General features: G+C 65.8%; 23 protein-coding genes and 3 tRNA genes. 11 read left to right on the top strand and 15 right to left on the bottom strand.

Features of this window, described 5'->3' with window-relative positions:
• Nucleotides 1–963, bottom strand: a 963-nt coding sequence (locus A5699_RS28245) for a YafY family protein (RefSeq protein WP_067777263.1), incomplete at its 3' end; no start/stop codon positions are given.
• A 61-nt stretch (nt 964–1,024) separates the two neighbouring features.
• On the opposite strand from A5699_RS28245, the gene A5699_RS28240 reads away from it, so the two are divergent.
• Both A5699_RS28240 and A5699_RS28235 read left to right on the top strand, forming a co-directional pair.
• The gene (locus A5699_RS28240) at nt 1,025–1,549 is read left to right on the top strand and encodes a DinB family protein (protein ID WP_067777260.1); all 525 of its coding nucleotides are present in this window, start codon (nt 1,025–1,027) and stop codon (nt 1,547–1,549) included.
• Nucleotides 1,550–1,551: 2 nt separating this feature from the next.
• Entirely contained in the window at nt 1,552–2,151 is a 600-nt protein-coding gene (locus A5699_RS28235) for a DinB family protein (protein WP_067777257.1), read from the top strand.
• 20 nt (nt 2,152–2,171) lie between these two features.
• Here the strand turns inward: A5699_RS28235 and A5699_RS28230 are convergent, their stop codons facing one another.
• A complete protein-coding gene (locus A5699_RS28230) occupies nt 2,172–2,780 on the bottom strand; it encodes a TetR/AcrR family transcriptional regulator (RefSeq protein WP_067777256.1) in 609 nt (202 codons plus the stop codon).
• A gap of 76 nt (nt 2,781–2,856) precedes the next feature.
• On the opposite strand from A5699_RS28230, the gene A5699_RS28225 reads away from it, so the two are divergent.
• The 7 genes from A5699_RS28225 to A5699_RS28195 all read left to right on the top strand — a co-directional run bounded on the left by A5699_RS28225 (nt 2,857) and on the right by A5699_RS28195 (nt 10,387).
• On the top strand, nt 2,857–3,855 hold the full coding sequence (locus tag A5699_RS28225; protein WP_067777253.1) for an oxygenase MpaB family protein: 999 nt from the start codon (nt 2,857–2,859) through the stop codon (nt 3,853–3,855).
• 52 nt (nt 3,856–3,907) lie between these two features.
• Complete coding sequence (locus A5699_RS28220; protein ID WP_067777251.1) at nt 3,908–5,305, top strand: AarF/ABC1/UbiB kinase family protein; 1,398 nt, start codon at nt 3,908–3,910, stop codon at nt 5,303–5,305.
• 9 nt (nt 5,306–5,314) lie between these two features.
• Nucleotides 5,315–6,232 carry an alpha/beta fold hydrolase gene (locus A5699_RS28215; RefSeq protein WP_067777279.1) on the top strand — a complete coding sequence of 306 codons (918 nt, stop codon included), beginning with the start codon at nt 5,315–5,317 and terminating at the stop codon, nt 6,230–6,232.
• 181 nt (nt 6,233–6,413) lie between these two features.
• The gene (locus tag A5699_RS28210) at nt 6,414–7,286 is read left to right on the top strand and encodes a cyclopropane mycolic acid synthase family methyltransferase (RefSeq protein WP_067777249.1); all 873 of its coding nucleotides are present in this window, start codon (nt 6,414–6,416) and stop codon (nt 7,284–7,286) included.
• A gap of 193 nt (nt 7,287–7,479) precedes the next feature.
• Nucleotides 7,480–8,340 (top strand): cyclopropane mycolic acid synthase family methyltransferase, encoded by an 861-nt coding sequence (locus A5699_RS28205; RefSeq protein WP_067777247.1) that lies wholly within the window; start codon nt 7,480–7,482, stop codon nt 8,338–8,340.
• Nucleotides 8,341–8,446: 106 nt separating this feature from the next.
• On the top strand, nt 8,447–9,142 hold the full coding sequence (locus A5699_RS28200) for a YciI family protein (RefSeq protein WP_067777277.1): 696 nt from the start codon (nt 8,447–8,449) through the stop codon (nt 9,140–9,142).
• 6 nt (nt 9,143–9,148) lie between these two features.
• Complete coding sequence (locus A5699_RS28195; RefSeq protein WP_067777246.1) at nt 9,149–10,387, top strand: RNA polymerase sigma factor; 1,239 nt, start codon at nt 9,149–9,151, stop codon at nt 10,385–10,387.
• Nucleotides 10,388–10,640: 253 nt separating this feature from the next.
• On the opposite strand, the gene rplA is transcribed toward A5699_RS28195, so the two are convergent.
• From rplA to A5699_RS28130, 13 genes are all read right to left on the bottom strand, one after another.
• Nucleotides 10,641–11,348, bottom strand: coding sequence for a 50S ribosomal protein L1 (gene rplA / locus A5699_RS28190; RefSeq protein WP_036389122.1), 708 nt, complete (start codon nt 11,346–11,348; stop codon nt 10,641–10,643).
• A gap of 59 nt (nt 11,349–11,407) precedes the next feature.
• Nucleotides 11,408–11,836: a 50S ribosomal protein L11 gene (gene rplK, locus A5699_RS28185; protein WP_067777244.1), complete on the bottom strand. Its 429-nt coding sequence runs from the start codon at nt 11,834–11,836 to the stop codon at nt 11,408–11,410.
• A 67-nt stretch (nt 11,837–11,903) separates the two neighbouring features.
• On the bottom strand, nt 11,904–12,707 hold the full coding sequence (gene nusG, locus A5699_RS28180) for a transcription termination/antitermination protein NusG (RefSeq protein WP_067777242.1): 804 nt from the start codon (nt 12,705–12,707) through the stop codon (nt 11,904–11,906).
• A 27-nt stretch (nt 12,708–12,734) separates the two neighbouring features.
• Nucleotides 12,735–13,193, bottom strand: coding sequence for a preprotein translocase subunit SecE (gene secE, locus A5699_RS28175; RefSeq protein WP_067777239.1), 459 nt, complete (start codon nt 13,191–13,193; stop codon nt 12,735–12,737).
• 70 nt (nt 13,194–13,263) lie between these two features.
• Nucleotides 13,264–13,336, bottom strand: a tRNA-Trp gene (locus tag A5699_RS28170).
• A gap of 187 nt (nt 13,337–13,523) precedes the next feature.
• Nucleotides 13,524–14,033, bottom strand: coding sequence for a (3R)-hydroxyacyl-ACP dehydratase subunit HadC (hadC, locus tag A5699_RS28165; protein ID WP_067777236.1), 510 nt, complete (start codon nt 14,031–14,033; stop codon nt 13,524–13,526).
• 14 nt (nt 14,034–14,047) lie between these two features.
• The gene (hadB, locus tag A5699_RS28160) at nt 14,048–14,476 is read right to left on the bottom strand and encodes a (3R)-hydroxyacyl-ACP dehydratase subunit HadB (protein WP_067777233.1); all 429 of its coding nucleotides are present in this window, start codon (nt 14,474–14,476) and stop codon (nt 14,048–14,050) included.
• The gene (hadA, locus tag A5699_RS28155) at nt 14,463–14,939 is read right to left on the bottom strand and encodes a (3R)-hydroxyacyl-ACP dehydratase subunit HadA (RefSeq protein ID WP_067777230.1); all 477 of its coding nucleotides are present in this window, start codon (nt 14,937–14,939) and stop codon (nt 14,463–14,465) included. Before hadA ends, hadB begins: the two co-directional genes overlap by 14 nt.
• A 10-nt stretch (nt 14,940–14,949) precedes the next feature.
• On the bottom strand, nt 14,950–15,117 hold the full coding sequence (gene rpmG / locus A5699_RS28150; RefSeq protein ID WP_003881823.1) for a 50S ribosomal protein L33: 168 nt from the start codon (nt 15,115–15,117) through the stop codon (nt 14,950–14,952).
• Between the two features lie 46 nt (nt 15,118–15,163).
• Nucleotides 15,164–15,237 (bottom strand) — tRNA-Met (locus tag A5699_RS28145).
• 39 nt (nt 15,238–15,276) lie between these two features.
• Nucleotides 15,277–15,349, bottom strand: a tRNA-Thr gene (locus A5699_RS28140).
• 107 nt (nt 15,350–15,456) lie between these two features.
• A complete protein-coding gene (locus A5699_RS28135; protein WP_067777228.1) occupies nt 15,457–16,692 on the bottom strand; it encodes a globin domain-containing protein in 1,236 nt (411 codons plus the stop codon).
• On the bottom strand, nt 16,689–17,138 hold the full coding sequence (locus tag A5699_RS28130) for an Rrf2 family transcriptional regulator (RefSeq protein WP_067777225.1): 450 nt from the start codon (nt 17,136–17,138) through the stop codon (nt 16,689–16,691). The genes A5699_RS28135 and A5699_RS28130 overlap by 4 nt, the downstream gene beginning before the upstream one ends.
• A gap of 158 nt (nt 17,139–17,296) precedes the next feature.
• Between A5699_RS28130 and A5699_RS28125 the strand changes: the two genes are divergently transcribed.
• Nucleotides 17,297–18,022 (top strand): MBL fold metallo-hydrolase, encoded by a 726-nt coding sequence (locus A5699_RS28125; RefSeq protein ID WP_067777221.1) that lies wholly within the window; start codon nt 17,297–17,299, stop codon nt 18,020–18,022.
• A gap of 230 nt (nt 18,023–18,252) precedes the next feature.
• A complete protein-coding gene (locus A5699_RS28120) occupies nt 18,253–19,242 on the top strand; it encodes a DUF2235 domain-containing protein (protein ID WP_067777218.1) in 990 nt (329 codons plus the stop codon).
• The last annotated feature ends 10 nt before the right edge of the window (nt 19,243–19,252 follow it).

Raw genomic sequence — 19,252 nt, 5'->3', positions numbered from 1 at the left:
CGTCTGTTCGGCGGGGGACGCGCGGTGCAACCGGGTCGCGACGGTGCGCACCGCCTCGATCACCTCGGGCGGTTCGAGCACCTCGAAGTCGTGCCCCACGGTGGCGAAGTACAACACCATACGTTCGGGGTCGTCGGCTCCGGTGGTGACGATGCAGGCATCGGGTCCGTCGGCTTCTACCGTGACCGACGCCGGTGGAAACTGTTGTGCCACAACGTCATGCGGCGCAAAGTAGCGCACCCGAGCGACGTAGCGGTAGGGCGAGGAACTGATCGCCCGCCGTACGTAGTCGGCCGCGTCCGGGGCTTGGCGCGGAGTGAAGATACTGCCGCGGGCCGTCACCGACGACATCCGGTCCAGCCGCAGGGTGCGCCAGTCCGCACGGTCGCGGTCATGGGCCATCAGGTACCACCGCCGCCCGGTGGTCACCAGTTGGTAGGGCTCCAGTCGGCGCTGCGTCTGATTACCCCGGATGTCGGTGTAGTCGAGGCTGACGTGTTCATGGTCGCGGCAGGCGCGGGCCAGCGTCATCAGCACATCCGGTTCCACCGGCCGGTCCGACGAGTTGGGCGCCAGGGTGACGGTCGCGTCGTGCACCGCAGCGACCTGCGAGCGCAATCGGGCCGGCATGACCTGGTCGAGTTTGGACAGGGCCCGCAGGGCGGATTCCCCGACGCCCGCGACGCTGCCCCCGGCGGCCAACCGCAGACAGACGGCCATGGCAACGGCTTCGTCGGAGTCGAGAAGCAGCGGCGGCAGTGCCGCTCCCGCACCCAGTTGGTAGCCGCCGCCGTGGCCCTTGCTGGCGTGCACCGGATAGCCCAGCTCACGCAATCGCTCGATGTCCCGACGGACGCTGCGGGTGGTGACGCCGAGACGTTCGGCCAATTCCTGACTTGTCCAAGCCCGACGCGACTGCAACAGCCCGAGAAGGTGCAGCACGCGGCCGGTGGTTTCCGACATGGCCACAGTGTCGCGCACTTTTAGGACCGAAACTGTCCTATAGCCGTGAGACGGTATCCGTATGTGGACAAACCTGCTGGCCGAGCAACTGGACTTCCACTGGACGCATCAACTCCGCGGCCGCCTGGACGGCCTGACCGACGAGGAGTATTTCTGGCAACCGGTACCGAACTGCTGGACGGTGCATCCCGACGGCGCCATCGATTTCCGTTATCCGGCGCCGCAACCGGAACCGTTCACCACCATCGCCTGGCGGCTGGCGCATGTGATCGTCGGCGTGTTCGCGATGCGCAACCACTCCCATTTCGGCGGCCCGCCCGCCAATTACGCGTCATGGCCGTACGCCACCGACGCGGCCACCGCGCTGGCCCAACTCGATGACACCTATCGACATTGGATCGACGGGGTCCGCGGGCTCGACGAGGATGACCTGAACCGTCCGTGCGGGCCGGCCGAGGGCCCCTACGGTAATGAGCCGATGGCCACGCTGATTCTGCACATCAACCGCGAAGTCATCCATCACGGTGCAGAAATCGCCTGCATCCGTGACCTTTACGCACACACCAACACCACCGAGGAGAACTGAACATGCCAGGAATGCCGCCACCCGCCGCCGACGAGCGCCACACGCTGATCGAGTTCCTCGCCTTCCAGCAGAACGCCTTTTTCGCCGTGGCCCACGGGCTGACCGACGAGCAGGCCCGGTCCACCCCGTCGGTCAGCGCGCTGTCGGTCGGCGGCCTGATCAAACACGTCACCGCCGTGCAGAAGAGCTGGGCCGCCCGGGTCGAACACGGACCGCAGTTCCCGCCGGCCGATCCCCGGCCGTTCGAGGAACAGGCAGCCGAGTACGCCGACATGCACGTGATGCGCGAGGACGAGACCCTCGCCGGCCTGCTTGAGGCATTCAAAGCCCAGAACGCCGAGACGCTGCGGGCTTTCGCCGAGCGCGATCTCGACACCGCCGTCCCGGTCCCCCACGATGTGCCATGGTTTCCACAAGACGTCGACACCTGGTCGGTGCGGTGGGTGGCCATGCATCTGATCGAGGAACTCAGCCGGCACGCCGGGCATGCCGACATCATCCGCGAATCCGTCGACCGCGCAACGATGTACGAGCTGTTGGCGGCCGAGGAGCAGTGGCCGGAGACCGAATGGATCAAGCGCTGGCGGCCGGCTTCTACCTAACTGGCGGCACCGCCGCCTGCCTAACGGCCCAGCACCAGCCGCAGCGCATGGTCCACCACAACCTCCAGATCGTCACCGAGGTTGCCGGTCAACCATTGCTGGGCCAGCTCGGCCATCGCCCCGGTGTACATGGCCGCGCCCACCTGCGCGGCCACCGGGTCGGAGTTCGGGCTGAGCCGGCCACCTTCGGACAACACGGCTTCGCGCAGCAGGTCCTGGGTGGCGGCCCGGCGTGAGGCCAGCACGGGGTTGGCCCGGGCGTCGGTGAACAGCACCCGTCCCCGGCGTGGGTCGGCCGAGCTGAAACCCAGCACGGCGGCGATCCCGGCGCGGGTCCGGGCCCGTACGGAGTCGCCAGCCCCGACCATCGCGGCCTCGACGTCGGTGGCCAGGTCTGCGCTGACCTCGTCGTAGACCGCCCCCAAGAGGTCGTCGGTGTCGGCGAAGCTCTCGTAGAAATACCGGGTGTTCAGTCCGCATTCGCGGCAGACCGAGCGCACCGAGAGCGCGGCCTCGCCGCCGTCGCCGAACAGCCGAAACGCCGCGTCGATCAGCAGCGCACGGCGTTCGGCACGGCGGTCGGTCAGCGGTACGCCGGCCCATCGCGTCGGGCTGGACGCTTCTGGCATTGCCACAGCTTAAGTCTGGTCACGTCTGTACCCAAAATGTATTCTGGCTACAGACGTAACCAGAAAGGGGCGCGCGGTGGACATGCCACACCAGATCCTCGAGCAGATGCTGCAGCGGAAGTTCGATAAGGACGTTCGTCAGCACTACTTCCGAGGCATGGAGTTCGCCGGGCCGGCCGGCGATCCCGGTTGGTTCGGCCCCGGCAGCGCGGTCTGGCATGTGCATTCCCACACCGAGGCGCTCATCTTCGGCCTGCAGTGCGCGGCGTACATGGAACGGCTCGATCCCTCCATCTACTGGATGGGCATGCACCATTCGCGATTGGTCAAGCGCGATCCCGAGACCGGTATCGCCGTACCGCAGATCGACCCGCAGGGTGCGGCGGTACGCCTCGGCCACTCCATCGCGTTCTTCATCGGCACCGCCTACGGCAACACCGAGACCGCCGAACGAGTCTCCAAGACGGTCCGCTCCATGCACCACACCATCAAGGGCACCCGTCCCGACGGCGCGGCCTACGACGCCGACGATCCGGACTGGCTGCGCTGGAACTACGCCACCGTGGTGTGGGGGCTGGCCACCGCGCACGAGATCTATCATCCGAACCCGTTGCGCGGCAAGAAACTTGACCGCTATTACGGCGAGTTCGTACGGGTGGGCCATGCCCTGGGTGGCACCGACCTGCCGGCCACCAAGGCCGAGACACTGGAGTGCCTGGAGTCCTACCTACCCAAGCTGGCGCTCACCCACGGCGCGGCGATGGCCACCGGACCCAATCTGCCGATGCCGCAGAGCGCGGTGGACTGGGCCATCCGCGACACCATGCCAAGGTGGGCCAAGCAGCTGATCGGGCACACCGATCCGAACCCGATCGAGCGGGCGGCGCGGCGCGCGCTCGTGTGGTCGATCATCAACGGTCTGCACACCGCGGCCGGCGCCACGCTCGAGTTCCGACAGGCGCAAAAGCGCGTCGCACATGGCACCACCGTGCCCCACACCGAGCCGACCTACGTGCGCGGCAGCGACCCGGTTCTCAGCCGTGAAGAGATCGAACACGACTTTGCGTCGGTGTGACGCACGGCACAGATATTTTTCGCGCGACCGCGGGCTTTGAGACACTGCAGCTATGAGCACTACGCCGCCGAAAACCAAGCACCGTGAGGTCGCCAGGTTGAGCCGGGTGCCCTTGCCGGTGGAGGCCGCCCGCATCGGTGCCACGGGTTGGCAGATCACCCGGACCGGGGCCCGCGTCGCCGCCAACATGTTCGGCCGCGGATCCCTGCAGCAGAAGATCATCAAGCAGGTGCCGCAGACCTTCTCCGACCTGGGCCCCACCTACGTCAAGTTCGGCCAGATCATCGCCTCCAGCCCCGGGGCCTTCGGTGAACCGCTGAGCCGTGAGTTCCGCGGCCTGCTCGACCGGGTGCCCCCGGCGAATGCGGAAGCTGTACACCAGCTTTTCAAAGAGGAACTCGGCGACGAGCCCTCGAACCTGTTCAAGAGCTTCGACGAGAAGCCCTTCGCGTCGGCCTCGATCGCGCAGGTGCACTACGCCACGTTGCACAGCGGCGAAGAGGTCGTGGTCAAGATCCAGCGCCCGGGTATCCGCCGCCGGGTCGCTGCGGACCTGCAGATCCTCAAGCGCGGCGCCCAACTGGTCGAGTTGGCCAAGCTGGGCCGGCGGCTCTCGGCCCAGGACGTGGTCGCCGATTTCGCCGACAACCTGGCCGAGGAGCTGGACTTCCGGCTGGAGGCCCAGTCGATGGACGCGTGGGTATCGCACATGCACGCCTCGCCGCTCGGCGAGAACATCCGGGTGCCGCAGGTGTACTGGGATCTGACCAGCCAGCGGGTGTTGACCATGGAGCGGGTCACCGGGGTACGCATCGACGATGTCGCCGCGATCCGCAAGAAGGGCTTTGACGGCACCGAGCTGGTGAAGGCCCTGTTGTTCAGCGTGTTCGAGGGTGGCCTCAAGCACGGCCTGTTCCACGGCGACCTGCACGCGGGCAATTTGTACGTCGACGACGACGGCAAGGTCGTGTTCTTCGACTTCGGCATCATGGGCCGCATCGACCCGCGCACGCGCTGGCTGCTGCGGGAGCTGGTGTACGCCCTGCTGGTCAAGAAGGACCATGCCGCGGCAGGCAAGATCGTGGTGCTGATGGGGGCCGTGGGGACGGTGAAACCCGAGGGACAGGCCGCCAAGGATCTGGAGGCGTTTGCCACTCCCCTGACCATGAAGTCGCTGGGCGATATGTCGTACGCCGAAATCGGCAAGCAGCTCTCCGCGTTGGCCGACGCCTACGACGTCAAGCTGCCCCGCGAGCTGGTGCTGATCGGTAAGCAGTTCCTCTATGTCGAGCGCTACATGAAGCTGTTGGCACCGAAGTGGCAGATGATGAACGATCCTCAGCTCACCGGCTACTTCGCGAACTTCATGGTGGACATCAGCCGGGATCACAAGGATTCAGCCGACGAGCGCTTGCGCGAGGAGAATTCAGCCCAGGGGATCGAGGACTGAGTGGCCGGCATGAAGGTGCGCAGCGGCTACGCCAAGTCGGGCGCCAATCCCGGCGATGTCGATCTCTACTACGAGGACATGGGCGACCCCAACGATCCGGCCGTGCTGCTGATCATGGGCCTGGGTGCGCAGATGTTGTTGTGGCGCACCGGGTTCTGCGAAATGCTGGTCAATCAGGGGTTGCGGGTCATCCGGTACGACAACCGTGACGTGGGCCTGTCCACCAAGCTGTCCGGCAAGCGCGTCGACACCCCGCTGGCGCTGCGGATGGCCCGGTCGTTCCTCGGCCTGCGCAGCCCGGCGGTCTACACGCTCGAAGACGTCGCCGACGATGCCGCTGCGCTGCTCGATCACCTCGGCATCGACGACGCGCACATCGTGGGCGGTTCGATGGGCGGGATGATCGCCCAGGTGTTCGCCGCCCGCCACGCCCAGCGCACCAGGTCGCTGGCGGTGATCTTCTCCAGCAACAACCAGCCGTTGTTGCCTCCGCCGGGCGTCCGGCAACTGCTGTCGATCATCACCGGACCGCCCGCGGGCTCGTCGCGGGAAGCCATCATCGACAACTCCGTTCGGATCAGCCGGCTCAACGGCAGCCCGGCCTATCCCACCCCGGAAGAAGAGATCCGCGCCCAGGCCGCCGAACTGTACGACCGGGCCTACTACCCCGCCGGGATCGCCCGGCATTTCGATGCCATCCTCGGCAGCGGCAGCCTGCGCCACCACGACAAGTTGATCACCGCCCCCACCGTGGTGATCCACGGTCGCGCGGATCGGCTGATGCGTCCGCACGGCGGACGTGCGGTGGCCCGGGCGATCGCCGGCGCCCGCCTGGTGCTCATCGACGGGATGGGACACGAGCTGCCCGAACCGGTGTGGGACGAGGTTGTCGGGGAGCTCAAGACAAACTTCGCCAACGCCGGCTAGGTTTTCGCGTACGCAACGTTAATTGGGCCCTCGATGATTTGCTGGGCACAAAACGCTCGGTAGCTGGCCGATGTCGCTCTACAGTGGCTGCAGCAGTCTGGGGGGGCGGCTAGGTCAAGACGTGGCTTGGTGCGGCTCCGCCCGGTCGGTTTCTGCCCGCCCCCCCCCAAGAGGTGCCTCTGTGGCCAAACATCCGGTCAAGCTCAAGCCCCATTTCGACGACGTACAGGCTCATTACGACCTGTCCGACGATTTCTTCGCCCTGTTCCTGGATCCGACGCGGACCTACAGCTGCGCGTACTTCGAACGTGACGACATGACGCTCGAAGAAGCCCAGCTCGCCAAGATCGACCTGGCGCTGGGCAAACTGGGGTTGCAGCCCGGGATGACCCTGCTCGACGTGGGATGCGGCTGGGGCGGGACGATGATGCGCGCGCTCGAGCGCTATGACGTCAACGTCGTCGGGCTGACGCTCAGCCGCAACCAGGCCGACCACGTGCAGCAGCGCTTCGACAACTCCGGAAGCACGCGCAGCAAGCGGGTACTCCTGGCGGGTTGGGAAGAGTTCGACGAGCCGGTGGACCGGATCGTCTCGATCGGGGCATTCGAGCATTTCGGGCCCGACCGCTATGACGATTTCTTCCGCTTCGCCTACCGCGTCCTGCCCGACGACGGGGTGATGCTGCTGCACACCATCACCGCGATGCACCCGCGCTACGCGAAGGAGCGGGGCATCCCGCTGACCTTCGAACTGGCGAAGTTCATCAAGTTCATCCTCACCGAGATTTTCCCCGGCGGTCGGTTGCCTTCGGTCGAGATGGTCGAGGAGCACGCCGGCCGGGCCTCGTTCACGTTGACGCGCCGGCAGCCGCTGCAGCCGCATTACGCGCGCACCCTCGACATCTGGGCGGCGAACCTGGAGGCTCATCACGACGAGGCGGTCGAGATTCAGTCTCAAGAGGTCTATGACCGCTACATGCGGTATCTCACTGGTTGCGCAAACCTCTTCCGGGTCGGATACACCGACGTCAACCAGTTCACCCTGCAGAAGTAACCGTGTCGTCGGGCTTCGCTACCGCAGCAGTCTGCGGTGAATTTCGGCGGGAACCGCTGGCCAGCCCATTGACCGCGTCAGCCACCGAATTTGCCGACGCGACACTTTGACACTTGTCAGGCCTCGCTGATAGTCACCTGTTGTAGGCTGACGACTCGGCGGGGAGAACTCTAACGCTTGGAGCAATTCGAATATGTCGAAGTTGACACCCAAATATGAAGAACTGCAGTCGATCTACGACATTTCAAACGAATTCTACGAACTGTTCCTGGGTCCCACAATGGGCTACACGTGCGGCTATTACGAACGTGAGGACATGACGGGCGCCGAGGCGCAGATCGCCAAGTTCGACCTGGCACTGGGCAAGCTCGGCCTGGAGCCCGGCATGACCCTGCTGGACATCGGCTGCGGCTGGGGCGCCTGCATGGCCCGGGCGATCGAGAAATACGACGTCAACGTCATCGGTCTGACCCTCAGCGGCGAGCAGCGCGAATACGCCATCGAAAAGCTCTCCCAGGTGCCCACCAACCGCAATATCGAGGTGCGGCTGCAGGGCTGGGAGGAGTTCACCGACAAAGTCGACCGCATCGTGTCGATCGGTGCATTCGAGCATTTCGGATTCGAGCGGTATCCGGCGTTTTTCGAGACCGCCTACAACGCGCTGCCCGACGACGGCGTCATGCTGCTGCACAACATCACCGGATTCGACCTCCGTCAGGGCCAGAAGCTGGGCCTGCACATGACGTTCGAAGACGCTCGGTTCGCCCGGTTCATCATGACCGAGATCTTCCCCGGCGGCCGGTTGCCCTCGGTCGAGATGGAGAAAGAAAAGGCGCTCGAAGCCGGCTTCAAGCTCACGCAGCTGCAGGAGATCGGCCCGCATTACGTCCGGACGCTCAAGTACTGGGCAGACGCCCTCGAGGCGCACAAGGACGAGGCGATCGCGATTCAGAGCCAGGAAATCTACGACCGCTACGACAAGTACCTCAACGGCTGCCAGAAGTACTTCGCTTCCGGTCACATCAGCGTGCACCAGTTCACGCTGCAGAAGTAGTCGCCGAAACTTTTCTCGGCGCGCTGTCGGATCTCACCGACGCCGTTCGTCGGTTGGGTAGAGAGTGGAACAGACGGTTCTGCTCACTGCCCACCGGAGGACGACGATGCTGTACTTCGCTTTATTGATCAGCCCGGACGTGGAGCTCACCGCGGAGCAGCGGGCTGAGGGAATGGCCGCCTTCGAGGCGTTTCACGCCAAGGCCCGGTCGGCGATACGGGCCGGTGACGCGCTGGACAAGGCCGCTGCCGCCACGCGGATCACCGGCGGGCCCGATGCGCCCGTGGTCACCGACGGTCCGTTCGCCGAGGGCGCCGAGGTGGCTTGCGGCTACTACGTCTTCGAGGCCGACAACCTCGACGAGGTGCTGGCTCTGGCGCGGGACATCCCGGTCGCCCAGTTCGGCGCGGTCGAGGTGTGGCCCATCGTCCACTGGCAGGCACCCGAGCAGCCGCTCGGAAACGATTGGCTGGCACTGCTGCTGGAACCGCCGGAGCTGGTGAACACTCCCGGCACCGACGAATGGAACGCCCAGGCGGCCCAGCACGTCGAACTCGCCAAGACCATCGGCGATCAGACGCTGGCCGGTGCGCCGTTGCATCCGCCGTCGACGGCGACCACGGTGCGCGTACGCGAGGGCAGGGTGATGATCACCGACGGCCCGTATGTCGAAGGCGCCGAAGTGGCCAACGGCTTCTATGTGTTGCGGGCCGCCGATCGCGACGAAGCGGTCAAGCTGGCGTCGATGATTCCGGCGTCGGCCATCGAGGTTCGGCGGTTGTCGGGGCTGGCCGGTCTGTAATCGCCGATGACCCGACTGGACGGCATCTTTCGGCGCGAGTGGGGTCCGGCGGTAGCGGTCATCGCTCGTTGGTCGGGCGATCTCACGGTGGCCGAGGATGCCGTCCAGGAGGCCTGCGCGCAGGCCATCCGGGTATGGCCGGACCAGGGAGTCCCGACCAATCCCGGGGCGTGGCTGACCACCGTGGCGCGTAATCGGGCGCTGGACCGGCTGCGACGTGAATCTGCGCGCGCCGGAAAGGAATTCGCCGCCGCGTACGAACGGGTCGGGACGTCAGAGGAGATCGAGTTGCATCCCGTGCGCGACGACGAACTGCGGATGATGTTCACCTGCGCGCATCCGGCATTGGACCGCAGCTCGCAACTGGCGCTCACCCTCCGGCTGATCTCCGGGCTGACCGTCACCGAGATAGCTCGTGCCCTGTTACAGAGCGAAGCGGCCGTCGGTCAGCGAATCACCCGTGCCAAGAACAAGATTCGGCAAGCCAACATCCCGTTGCGGGTTCCGCCGCCAGAGCTGCTGGGTGAGCGCACCCCGCATGTCCTCGGCTGTGTCTATTCGGTGTTCACCGAGGGCTACTGGTCGACGGGCGGTCCGTCGGCCATCCGCGACGAACTGTGCGACGAAGGTGTACGGCTCGCCGGTGAGCTGTGCGATCTGATGCCGGACAACCGCGACGCACATGCCCTCGCCGCCCTTGTGCTGCTTCATGATTCGCGTCGGAGGACCCGGGTCGACGCCACCGGCGCCTTGGTGCCGCTCGACGAGCAGGACCGTGGCAGTTGGGACCGTGGCCGCATCACGCGGGGTCTGGAACAGCTGCGGCTCGCAGAAGGCGCTCCTGGAACATATCTTCCGCAAGCGGTGATCGCGGCCCTGCACGCGACGGCGCCGGCCTGGCCGCACACCGACTGGGCCACCATCTGCCTGGCCTACGATCGTCTGCTTACCCTGACCGACTCGCCGGTGGTCCGCGCAAATCGCGCGCTGGCCATCGGGTTTCGTGACGGGTTCGATGCCGGTCTGGCTGCGCTCGACGAGGCCGGCACGGACCCGCGGTTGGCCAGGACGAACACGGTGGCCTCCATCCGCGCCGATCTTCTCCGGCGAGCCGGCCGACGCGTTGAGGCGCAGCGGTGGTACCGGATCGCGCTGGAGGCCGAGAACGTGTCCGCACCCGCGGCCGCATTCCTGCGCCGTCGCCTCGCCGAATGCACCCCAGAAACGCCGTATGGCCAGTTATGACACGCGATTCAAGGAATCTTGTGCCATAACTGGCCATACGGGCTCAGAAGATCAGGCCTCGGTGCCGAATGGTCGGCTCCGCAAGCTACGCCTCGGTGCCGAATGGTCGGCTCCGCAAGCTACGCCTCGGTGCCGAATGGTCGGCTCCGCAAGCTACGCCCGTGCCGAATGGTCGGCTCCGCAAGCTACGCCTCAGTGCCGAATGGTCGGCTCCGCAAGCTACGCCTCAGTGCCGAATGGTCGGCTCCGCAAGCTACGCCTCGGTGAAGTTCCGGGTCACCGCCGGGTCAACCGGGATACCCGGACCGGTGGTGGTGGAGACAGTCACCTTCTTGAGGTAACGGCCCTTCGAGGACGACGGCTTGGCCCGCAGCACCTCGTCGAGCGCGGCGCCGTAGTTCTCGGCCAGCTTGGCCTCGTCGAAGGACGCCTTGCCGATCACGAAGTGCAGGTTGGCCTGCTTGTCGACACGGAAGTTGATCTTGCCGCCCTTGATGTCGGCCACAGCCTTGGTGACATCGGGGGTGACGGTGCCGGTCTTGGGGTTCGGCATCAGACCGCGCGGGCCCAGCACGCGGGCGATCCGACCGACCTTGGCCATCTGATCCGGGGTGGCGATGGCGGCGTCGAAGTCCAGGAACCCGCCCTGGATCTTCTCGATGAGGTCGTCGCTGCCGACCACGTCGGCACCGGCGGCCAGCGCCTGCTCGGCCTTCTCACCGACGGCGAACACCGCGACGCGGGCGGTCTTACCGGTGCCGTGGGGCAGGTTGACGGTGCCGCGGACCATCTGGTCAGCCTTGCGGGGGTCAACGCCGAGGCGGATGGCGACCTCGACGGTGGCGTCCTGCTTCTTGGAGGAGGTCTCCTTGGCCAGCTTCGCCGCCTCAAGCGGGGTGTAAAGCTTGGTCCGGTCGACCTTCTCCGCGGCTTCGCGGTATGCCTTGCTGTTCTTGCTCATTGAATCTCCTTGACAGAAGTTGTGGTTGGCGGGCCGAAGCTGGCCCTCCCACACGTGCCTTATTCGACCGTGATACCCATGGAACGGGCGGTGCCGGCGATGATCTTCGACGCAGCGTCGACATCGTTGGCGTTGAGATCTGCCTTCTTGGTCTCGGCGATCTCGCGCACCTGGTCCCAGGTCACCTTGGCGACCTTGGTCTTGTGCGGCTCGCCCGAACCCTTCTGCACACCGGCGGCCTTGAGCAGCAGCTTGGCGGCGGGCGGGGTCTTCAGTGCGAACGTGAAGCTGCGGTCCTCGTAGACGGTGATCTCCACGGGGATGACGTTTCCGCGCTGCGACTCGGTCGCGGCGTTGTACGCCTTGCAGAACTCCATGATGTTGACGCCGTGCTGGCCAAGTGCAGGACCGACCGGCGGGGCGGGGTTGGCCTGCCCGGCCTGGATCTGCAGCTTGATGAGCCCGGCGACCTTCTTCTTCGGGGCCATGCTTGTGGTGTTCCTTACTTGCTCATCCGTGGGCGCCGAAACGCCCGGTTACTAGCCGCTGTGGCGACTAAATCTTGGAGACCTGGTTGAAGGTCAATTCGACAGGTGTCTCGCGACCGAAGATGGACACCAGCACCTTGAGCTTCTGCTGCTCGGCGTTGACCTCGCTGATGGAGGCAGGCAGCGTCGCGAACGGGCCGTCCATGACGGTGACGGACTCGCCGACCTCGAAGTCGACCAGGATCTCCGGCCGTTCGAGCGTGGCTTCGGTGCTGGCACCGGCCGCGGCGGCGGCAGCGCTGGACTTGGCGGGCTTCTTGGCGGCACCCTGGGGCAGCAGGAACTTCACCACGTCGTCCAGCGACAGCGGCGACGGACGTGAGGTGGCACCGACGAAACCGGTGACGCCGGGGGTGTTGCGCACCGCGCCCCACGACTCGTCGTTGAGTTCCATGCGCACCAGGATGTAGCCCGGCAGCACCTTGCGGTTGACCTGCTTGCGCTGGCCGTTCTTGATCTCGGTGACCTCTTCGGTGGGCACCTCGACCTGGAAGATGTAGTCGCCGACGTCCAGGTTCTGCACGCGGGTCTCGAGGTTGGCCTTCACCTTGTTCTCGTAGCCGGCGTAGGAGTGGATGACGTACCAGTCGCCAGGCTTGAGGCGCAGTTCCTTCTTGAGGGCGACTGCCGGATCCTCGTCTTCCTCGGCGGCAGGCGCCGCGTCGGCGGCTTCTTCGGCCGGGGCCTCGTCGGTCTCGTCGGCCGCGCCGGCGGCCTCCTGGTCTTCGGTCAGATCGTCGGTCTGCGACTCGACGCCGTCGACGTCAACGATCTCGTCGGCAACGGTCTCGTCGCCGTCGAACGTGGTCACGTTGTCAGTCCTCTCTCAAATTCCAGATCAGGTGCCGAACACCAGCGACACCAGCTTCGCCAGGCCGAAGTCGGCGCCGGCGATCAGCGCCACCATGAACGCCAGGAAGACCAGCACCACGGTGGTGTAGCTGACCATCTGCTTGCGGTTGGGCCAGATCACCTTGCGGAGCTCGGCCACGACCTGTCGCAGGTAGGTGACAACGAACATGATCGGGTTACGCGACGGCCCCGTCTTCTTGGCCTTCGCGGTCTTCTTGGCCTTACCGGAGTCGGCCTTGGCATCGCTCGACGCTGTGTCGTCCTCGACGGCCTCATCGCTGTCGGTCTCGGCGACCGCACCGCGTCGGCTCCGCTTGCCGGTCGGGCGCAGCGGCCGGGTCACCACGGCGGTCTGACCGTGGCTGGTGCCGGTTGCCTCGGTGCCGGTGCCGGCGTCGGTTCCAGTGTCGTCTGCGGAGCCGGCACCTTCGCGCTCGTCGCTCACCGCATGCCTTTCATCCTGGGTTGTGTGTCACCTTCCAGTGTCCACACGCTGTCGAGTATTCAGTTTGAAGCAGGGGCGACAGGACTTGAACCTGCAACCTGCGGTTTTGGAGACCGCTGCTCTGCCAGTTGAGCTACGCCCCTCTGTCGGTGACATGCTGGCGCTGTCGTCACCGTACTGCGCCGAGGCTTACACAATTCGCGCGCGGCCCGCTCGACTGGTCAAGCCGACGGACAGCGCGCTGAAATGGGAAAAAACCCCGAGAGCCGAGTGTACCCCGGCGTGGGTGTCATCTACTAATCGTGCGCGCGGCTGACACCCCTGCGGCGATCACTCGCCGGCGGCCTTGCGCACCACCTTGCCGGTCTCCGGATCCCACTTGACCTGGATGGAATCGTCGCCTTCATGGCCCATCATCGTGGTGAAGGCTTCGAGGACCACTTCCCCGTCGTCGTTCGTGCAGACGTTGTGGGTGACGACGATGTCGGCACCGAACCGCTCGTCTACGGATTGGATCGTCATGACCGCGTGCAGCTGGTCGCCGGCCTTGAGCGGCTTGCGGTACAGGAATTTCTGGTCGACCTGGACGATCTGCATGGTCTCCATGCCGACGTCCACGTTCTGGAAGAAGTGTTCCTGCACCAGCAGCGCCAGCGTGGAGGCGAAGGTCAGCGGGGCGACCAGCGCGTCATGGCCGAGTTCGGCGGCGGCCGCCTCGTCGTGGCTGGCCGGGTCCATGGCCTTGACGGCCTTGGCGTACTGACGGATCTGCTCTCGGCCGATCAGGAAGGGGTGCGGATATTTCCAGACCATTCCCCGGATGTCGGTTTTGAGCGCCATGGCGCCGGACCTCCCTAAGCCAGTTTGGCGGTTGCGACGGCGCGGCCGAAGATCTTCTTTCCTCCGGCGGTGGCCGAGATGGCGATGGTCACCAGCTTGTCGTCGGGGTCGACGGACTTGACCCGACCGTTGAACACGATCTCGGCGCCGACGCCGTCGTTGGGCACCGGCACCACCGCGGTGAACCGGACGTTGTATTCGGTGACCGCGGCCGGGTCACCGACCCAGGAGGTGACGTAGCCGCCGCCGAGGCCCATGGTGAGCATGCCGTGGGCGATCGCGGTGTCCAGACCGACCTGCTTGGCGATCTCGTCGTCCCAGTGGATCGGGTTCAGGTCGCCGGATACGCCGGCGTAGTTGACCAGGTCGCCGCGGGTCAGAGGAATGACCTTCTCCGGAAGCGTGTCACCGACCTTGACCGAGCTGAACTCACGCAGAGCCATCAGAAAAACCCTCTTCTCCGTCACCCGAACGACCCGCCAGGGTCGTGTAGGACTCCTGGACCAAATCACCGTTGTCGTTGGTGATGATGTTCTTCGTCACGATGATGTCGGTGCCGTGCGCCTTGCGAACGGAATGCACGGACACGTCGCAGTACAGTTTGTCGCCGGCCTTGATCGGCTTGACGAACTTCAGTTCCTGATCGACCTGGACGATCTGGGCGTCCTGGATGGCGATGTTCGCATGCTCGAAGAACGCCGACTGCGCCTGGTATCCGAAAATGCAGATGAAAGTCAGCGGCGCGGGTAGCCGGTCGTGTCCGATCTCGGCTGCAGCGGCCTCGTCGTGAAAAAAGGCATCGTCGTTCTTGACTGCGATGGCGTGTTCGCGAATCTTCTCGCGACCCACCTCGTAGTGCTCGGGATACCGGTACTGCATCCCGACGATGCTTGTCGACAGACCCACGAGCCCAGGGCTACCGCGACTCTTTGTGCGGCTGATGGGTACCGCAGTTGGGGCAGAACTTCTTGATCTCGAGCCGGTCGGGATCGTTGCGGCGATTCTTCTTGGTGATGTAGTTGCGGTGCTTGCACACCTCGCACGCCAAAGTGATCTTCGGCCGTACGTCGGTACTCGACGCCACGTCAGTTCTCCCTGCTCAAAATCACGCTCTGCTTTTGATGTTCCAGTAGCGGTGGGGGGACTCGATCCCCCGACCTCACGATTATGAGTCGTGCGCTCTAACCAGCTGAGCTACACCGCCCCGATGATGCGAGTCGGCGCACCGCCTGCTCGTCCACCGAGCCCCCTAACGGAATCGAACCGTTGACCTTTTCCTTACCATGGAAACGCTCTGCCGACTGAGCTAAGGGGGCCTGTTGCGCGTCCGTACCCGCGCAGCCTTAAAGAGGGTACAGCCTCCCCGGCGGCCGCACCAAACCGCAGGTCAGCACGGCCGTCGGGGAGTTATTTCGCCTGGTCGTTAGTCCAGGAGCCAATCGTTGGGGGCGAACAGCTCGCAGTGCATCCGCTCTGCGACGACACCGCGGTCACCCAGCTGGGTGCGCACCGCCTCGACGAAACCGGGTCCGCCGCACAGGTAGTACGCGGCGTCGGCAGGCAGCTCGATGCCGTCGAGCTTGAGCAGCCCGGCGTGCACACCGGCGGCGCCACCGGTGATGCCGTCCTCGTACCAGAGGTCGAGGCTCGCGTCGGGCAGCGCGTCGATCAACTCGTGCTGACGCTCCCGCAGCGGATGCGCGGTGTCGCTGCGGTCGGCGTGCAGCACCCGCACATGGGTGTCGGGCGCCTCGGCGGCGACGTACTCCAGGATGCCGACCATCGGGGTGATCCCGATACCGGCCGACACCAGCACCAGCGGCCCGTCGGGCAGGCCGCCGGTGTAGAGGTCACCGAACGGCACCGTGACGTCGAGCAGGTCGCCGACGCACAGGTTGGCCCGGATCCAGCTCGACACCTCGCCGGCGGGTTGGGTCTCGACGGCGTCGACCGGCTTGACCGCGAACGTCAGGTCGGTCGATCCGGCGACGTTCACCAGGCTGTACTGGCGCAGCTGACGGGCCCCGTCGGGCAGGGTCACCCCGACCGAGACATATTGTCCCGCCACGAAATTGACGGGATCCTCGGAACGGACGGTGACCAACACCGCGCCGGAGGGGTCGTCGACCCGGGACACCACGCGAAGCCGCCGGTAGACGTCACCGGGTTCGACGCCGGCCGCGGCGTACAGGTCACGTTCCAGGGCGATCAGGGTGTCGGCCATGATCCAGTACACGCGGTCCCAGGCCTCGGCCACCTCGGGCGTGACGGTGTCGGCGCCGAGCACTTCCACGATCGCGGCGAACAGGTTGTCGTGCACGATCGGGTACTGGTCGGCGGTGATGCCCAGCGACGCGTGCTTGTGCCCGATGCGCGACAGCAGCGCCGAGGGGTGCGGCAGGTCGGGGTTGACCAGATGGGTGGCGAACGTGGCGATCGAGGCGGCCAGGGCACGCTGCTGGGCGCCCTGGGCCTGGTTGCCGCGGTTGAACAGGTTGCGCAGCAACTCGGGGTGGTTGGCGAACAGCCTGCGGTAGAACTCCGAGGTGATCTCGTCGATGTGCGCGCCGATGAGAGGCAATGTCGCAGAGACGATTTCGGCGTGCTTTGGCTCGAGTTCGTCGCGTACCGCAGACGGCTCAGGGCTGGTGACGGTCATCGGAGATTCCCTTCGGTTGTGAGTTGTAAAACAATCGGTAGGCGGTTGTCCGCCGTGAGGTCGGTGACGGTGTAGCGGTCGAGTTCGCGATAGAACGCCTCCTTCGCGTCGGCCAGCACCCGGCGCAGCCGGCAGGCCGCGATCAGCGGGCAGGGCGAATCCCCGCCGCAGTCGATGACCTCGCGGTCGCCTTCGAGCTCACGCACCAGGCGGCCGATGGAGGCGGTGCGTCCGGCGTCGGTGAGCACCAGTCCCCCGACCCGGCCGCGGCGGGCGTGCACCATGCCGAGTTCGGAGAGCTTGGCCACGGCCTTGGCGACGTGGTGCTCGGACGCGTCGGCGCCGGCGGCGATGGTCCGGGTGGTGATGCGCCGGTCCTGGGATTCGCCGGCGGACAGCAGCATCATGGTGCGCAGTCCGAGGTCGGTGAACCGGGTGAGGTGCATGGCTTTGACGCTAGTAATTCCGCATTTTTGAGGCGAGTTTTTTCCGTGTGGGCTTAAACACGCGATGACGTGCGCTTTTTGGACCTGCAAGGATGCTGAGAGCCGGGCTGTCCGACGGTCCGCGGCGCCGCTGTCGAGCCGCCAAATACGCTGGGCGCATGTCCGAGCCCAAGGTTGACGATCGCTTGTATTTCCGACAGTTGTTGTCGGGCCGCGACTACGCGGCCGACGACGTGATCGCCCAGCAGATGCGCAACTTCTCCTACCTGATCGGAGACCGCGAGACCGGCGATGCCGTCGTGGTCGATCCGGCGTATGCGGCCAACGATCTGGTGGACGTACTCGAGGCCGACGACATGCGTCTGTCGGGCGTGCTGGTCACCCATCACCACCCCGATCACGTCGGCGGCACGATGATGGGTTTCACCCTGGCCGGCCTGGCCGAACTACTGGAGCGCCAAAGCGTGCCGGTACACGTGAACACTCACGAGGCCGAGTGGGTCTCGCGGGTCACCGGGATCGCACCGAGCGAACTGACCGCGCACGCACACGGCGACAAGGTCGCGATCGGCTCGGTGGAGATCGAGCTGCTGCACACCCCGGGGCACACCCCGGGCAGCCAGTGCTTCCTGCTGGACGGCCGACTGGTCGCCGGGGACACCCTGTTCCTCGAGGGTTGCGGGCGCACCGACTTTCCTGGCGGGAACGTCGACGACATGTTCCGCAGCCTGCAGGCGCTGGCCCAGCTGCCCGGCGATCCGACCGTCTTTCCCGGGCACTGGTACTCGGCCGAGCCGAGCGCTCCCCTCGATGAGGTCAAGCGCAGCAACTACGTGTACCGGGCGTCGAACCTCGACCAGTGGCGCATGTTGATGGGGGGTTGATGAACCGTTCCAGATGACGCACATGCGGAATCCACTGAATTTACCGATTCCGAACGGGGCCATTCCACGTTGCGATGGCCCTACTGCCACGGATTTCGTTGCCTAACCTGTTGCATTGGGAACGATCGGCCGCTGCGGGCGATTCGAGTAGTGCAATACTCAGGACATCCGCCTGCGAACCCGGCAAACTGTGAGTCAGCACATTTTTGACAGTTTCGCCGGGGGTCGCCGTGAAGAACATCGTGCTGTGCTTCGACCACACAGATGAACAACCCGGGCTCCGTGACGCGTCGAATACCGAAATGCTGTTTCGGTTGCTGGACGGCACCGAACAGCTGACCTGGTATCACAGCGGCACGGCGATGCGCCCCGGCAGACGCCTGACGCCGGGTTACCGCGGTGACTCCGTGAGCGCGGCCCGCGCCGCCATCGTCGAGGCCTACCGGTTCCTCGGCGAGGCCTGGGATCCCGGGGATCACATCTTTGTTTTCGGCGGGGGCGACGGCGGACACCGCGCCGGGGAGCTGGCCACCCTGCTCGGCACGGTCGGCCTGCTGCCAGCACACTCCGATGACGTCCTGGACTACGCGTTGGCCACTTATGTCCTGCCGCGCACCGCCCGCACCCCGCAGGACTGGCGCCAGATCCGGGTGCTGGCTGCGCAACTGTTCGGCGATCGCGATCCGGCCGTGCCGGTGCGGTTCGTCGGCCTGTGGAACGCAACCGCAACGCCCGGCACGAAACAGCACATGGGTCCGTTACCCACCGTGGAAGCCGGGCGGCATGCGGTGGGGGTGGACGGCGGGCGCCGCACGATCCGGTACTTCGAGAGCCTCGACGAGGTGTGGTTCCGGGGCACGCGGTGCGACGTGACCGGGGGCAACGACGCCTGCTGGCCGCTGGCCGACATCGCGCTGGACTGGGTGCTCGACGGCGCGATCGCCGCCGGTCTGCAGGTACTCGAACGTGGGTCGTGCCCCACCGATCTCAACGCATTGGCCGGAACCGCGCCGGTGATCGGGCGGTGCCGGCCGCCGCTGGACGCCAAGGTGCACGCCAGCGTCGAGGTGTACCTGCGGTCGCATCCGCACTATTGGCGGCGGTTGCCCGCGCGTATCGAATGGGCCGATGCCGAGTGGCTGGCCCGCGGCGAACGGTTGGTGCACACGCCGGTCACTTCGACCGTCGCCCGCGATGTGCTCACCGCCGTCGCGTCGTGATTTCGGTGGG

This window comes from Mycobacterium sp. E802, assembly GCF_001666875.1.
In the GTDB taxonomy this organism is placed as follows: Bacteria; Actinomycetota; Actinomycetes; order Mycobacteriales; family Mycobacteriaceae; genus Mycobacterium.
The sequence above is the reverse complement of the archived record's forward strand: the minus strand, read 5'-3'. Positions and strand labels throughout refer to the sequence as shown.

Excerpts from the sequence above, each read along its gene's own strand:
- rplA (WP_036389122.1), bottom strand. The coding sequence starts at position 11,348 with ATGAGCAAGAACAGCAAGGCATACCGCGAAGCCGCGGAGAAGGTCGAC.
- A5699_RS28135 (WP_067777228.1), bottom strand. The coding sequence starts at position 16,692 with ATGACCGTCACCAGCCCTGAGCCGTCTGCGGTACGCGACGAACTCGAG.
- A5699_RS28230 (WP_067777256.1), bottom strand. The coding sequence starts at position 2,780 with ATGCCAGAAGCGTCCAGCCCGACGCGATGGGCCGGCGTACCGCTGACC.
- A5699_RS28200 (WP_067777277.1), top strand. The coding sequence starts at position 8,447 with ATGCTGTACTTCGCTTTATTGATCAGCCCGGACGTGGAGCTCACCGCG.
- hadB (WP_067777233.1), bottom strand. The coding sequence starts at position 14,476 with ATGGCTCTGCGTGAGTTCAGCTCGGTCAAGGTCGGTGACACGCTTCCG.
- hadC (WP_067777236.1), bottom strand. The coding sequence starts at position 14,033 with ATGGCGCTCAAAACCGACATCCGGGGAATGGTCTGGAAATATCCGCAC.
- A5699_RS28235 (WP_067777257.1), top strand. The coding sequence starts at position 1,552 with ATGCCAGGAATGCCGCCACCCGCCGCCGACGAGCGCCACACGCTGATC.
- A5699_RS28220 (WP_067777251.1), top strand. The coding sequence starts at position 3,908 with ATGAGCACTACGCCGCCGAAAACCAAGCACCGTGAGGTCGCCAGGTTG.
- A5699_RS28195 (WP_067777246.1), top strand. The coding sequence starts at position 9,149 with ATGACCCGACTGGACGGCATCTTTCGGCGCGAGTGGGGTCCGGCGGTA.
- rplK (WP_067777244.1), bottom strand. The coding sequence starts at position 11,836 with ATGGCCCCGAAGAAGAAGGTCGCCGGGCTCATCAAGCTGCAGATCCAG.
- A5699_RS28215 (WP_067777279.1), top strand. The coding sequence starts at position 5,315 with ATGAAGGTGCGCAGCGGCTACGCCAAGTCGGGCGCCAATCCCGGCGAT.
- A5699_RS28240 (WP_067777260.1), top strand. The coding sequence starts at position 1,025 with ATGTGGACAAACCTGCTGGCCGAGCAACTGGACTTCCACTGGACGCAT.
- A5699_RS28130 (WP_067777225.1), bottom strand. The coding sequence starts at position 17,138 with ATGCACCTCACCCGGTTCACCGACCTCGGACTGCGCACCATGATGCTG.
- A5699_RS28205 (WP_067777247.1), top strand. The coding sequence starts at position 7,480 with ATGTCGAAGTTGACACCCAAATATGAAGAACTGCAGTCGATCTACGAC.
- A5699_RS28125 (WP_067777221.1), top strand. The coding sequence starts at position 17,297 with ATGTCCGAGCCCAAGGTTGACGATCGCTTGTATTTCCGACAGTTGTTG.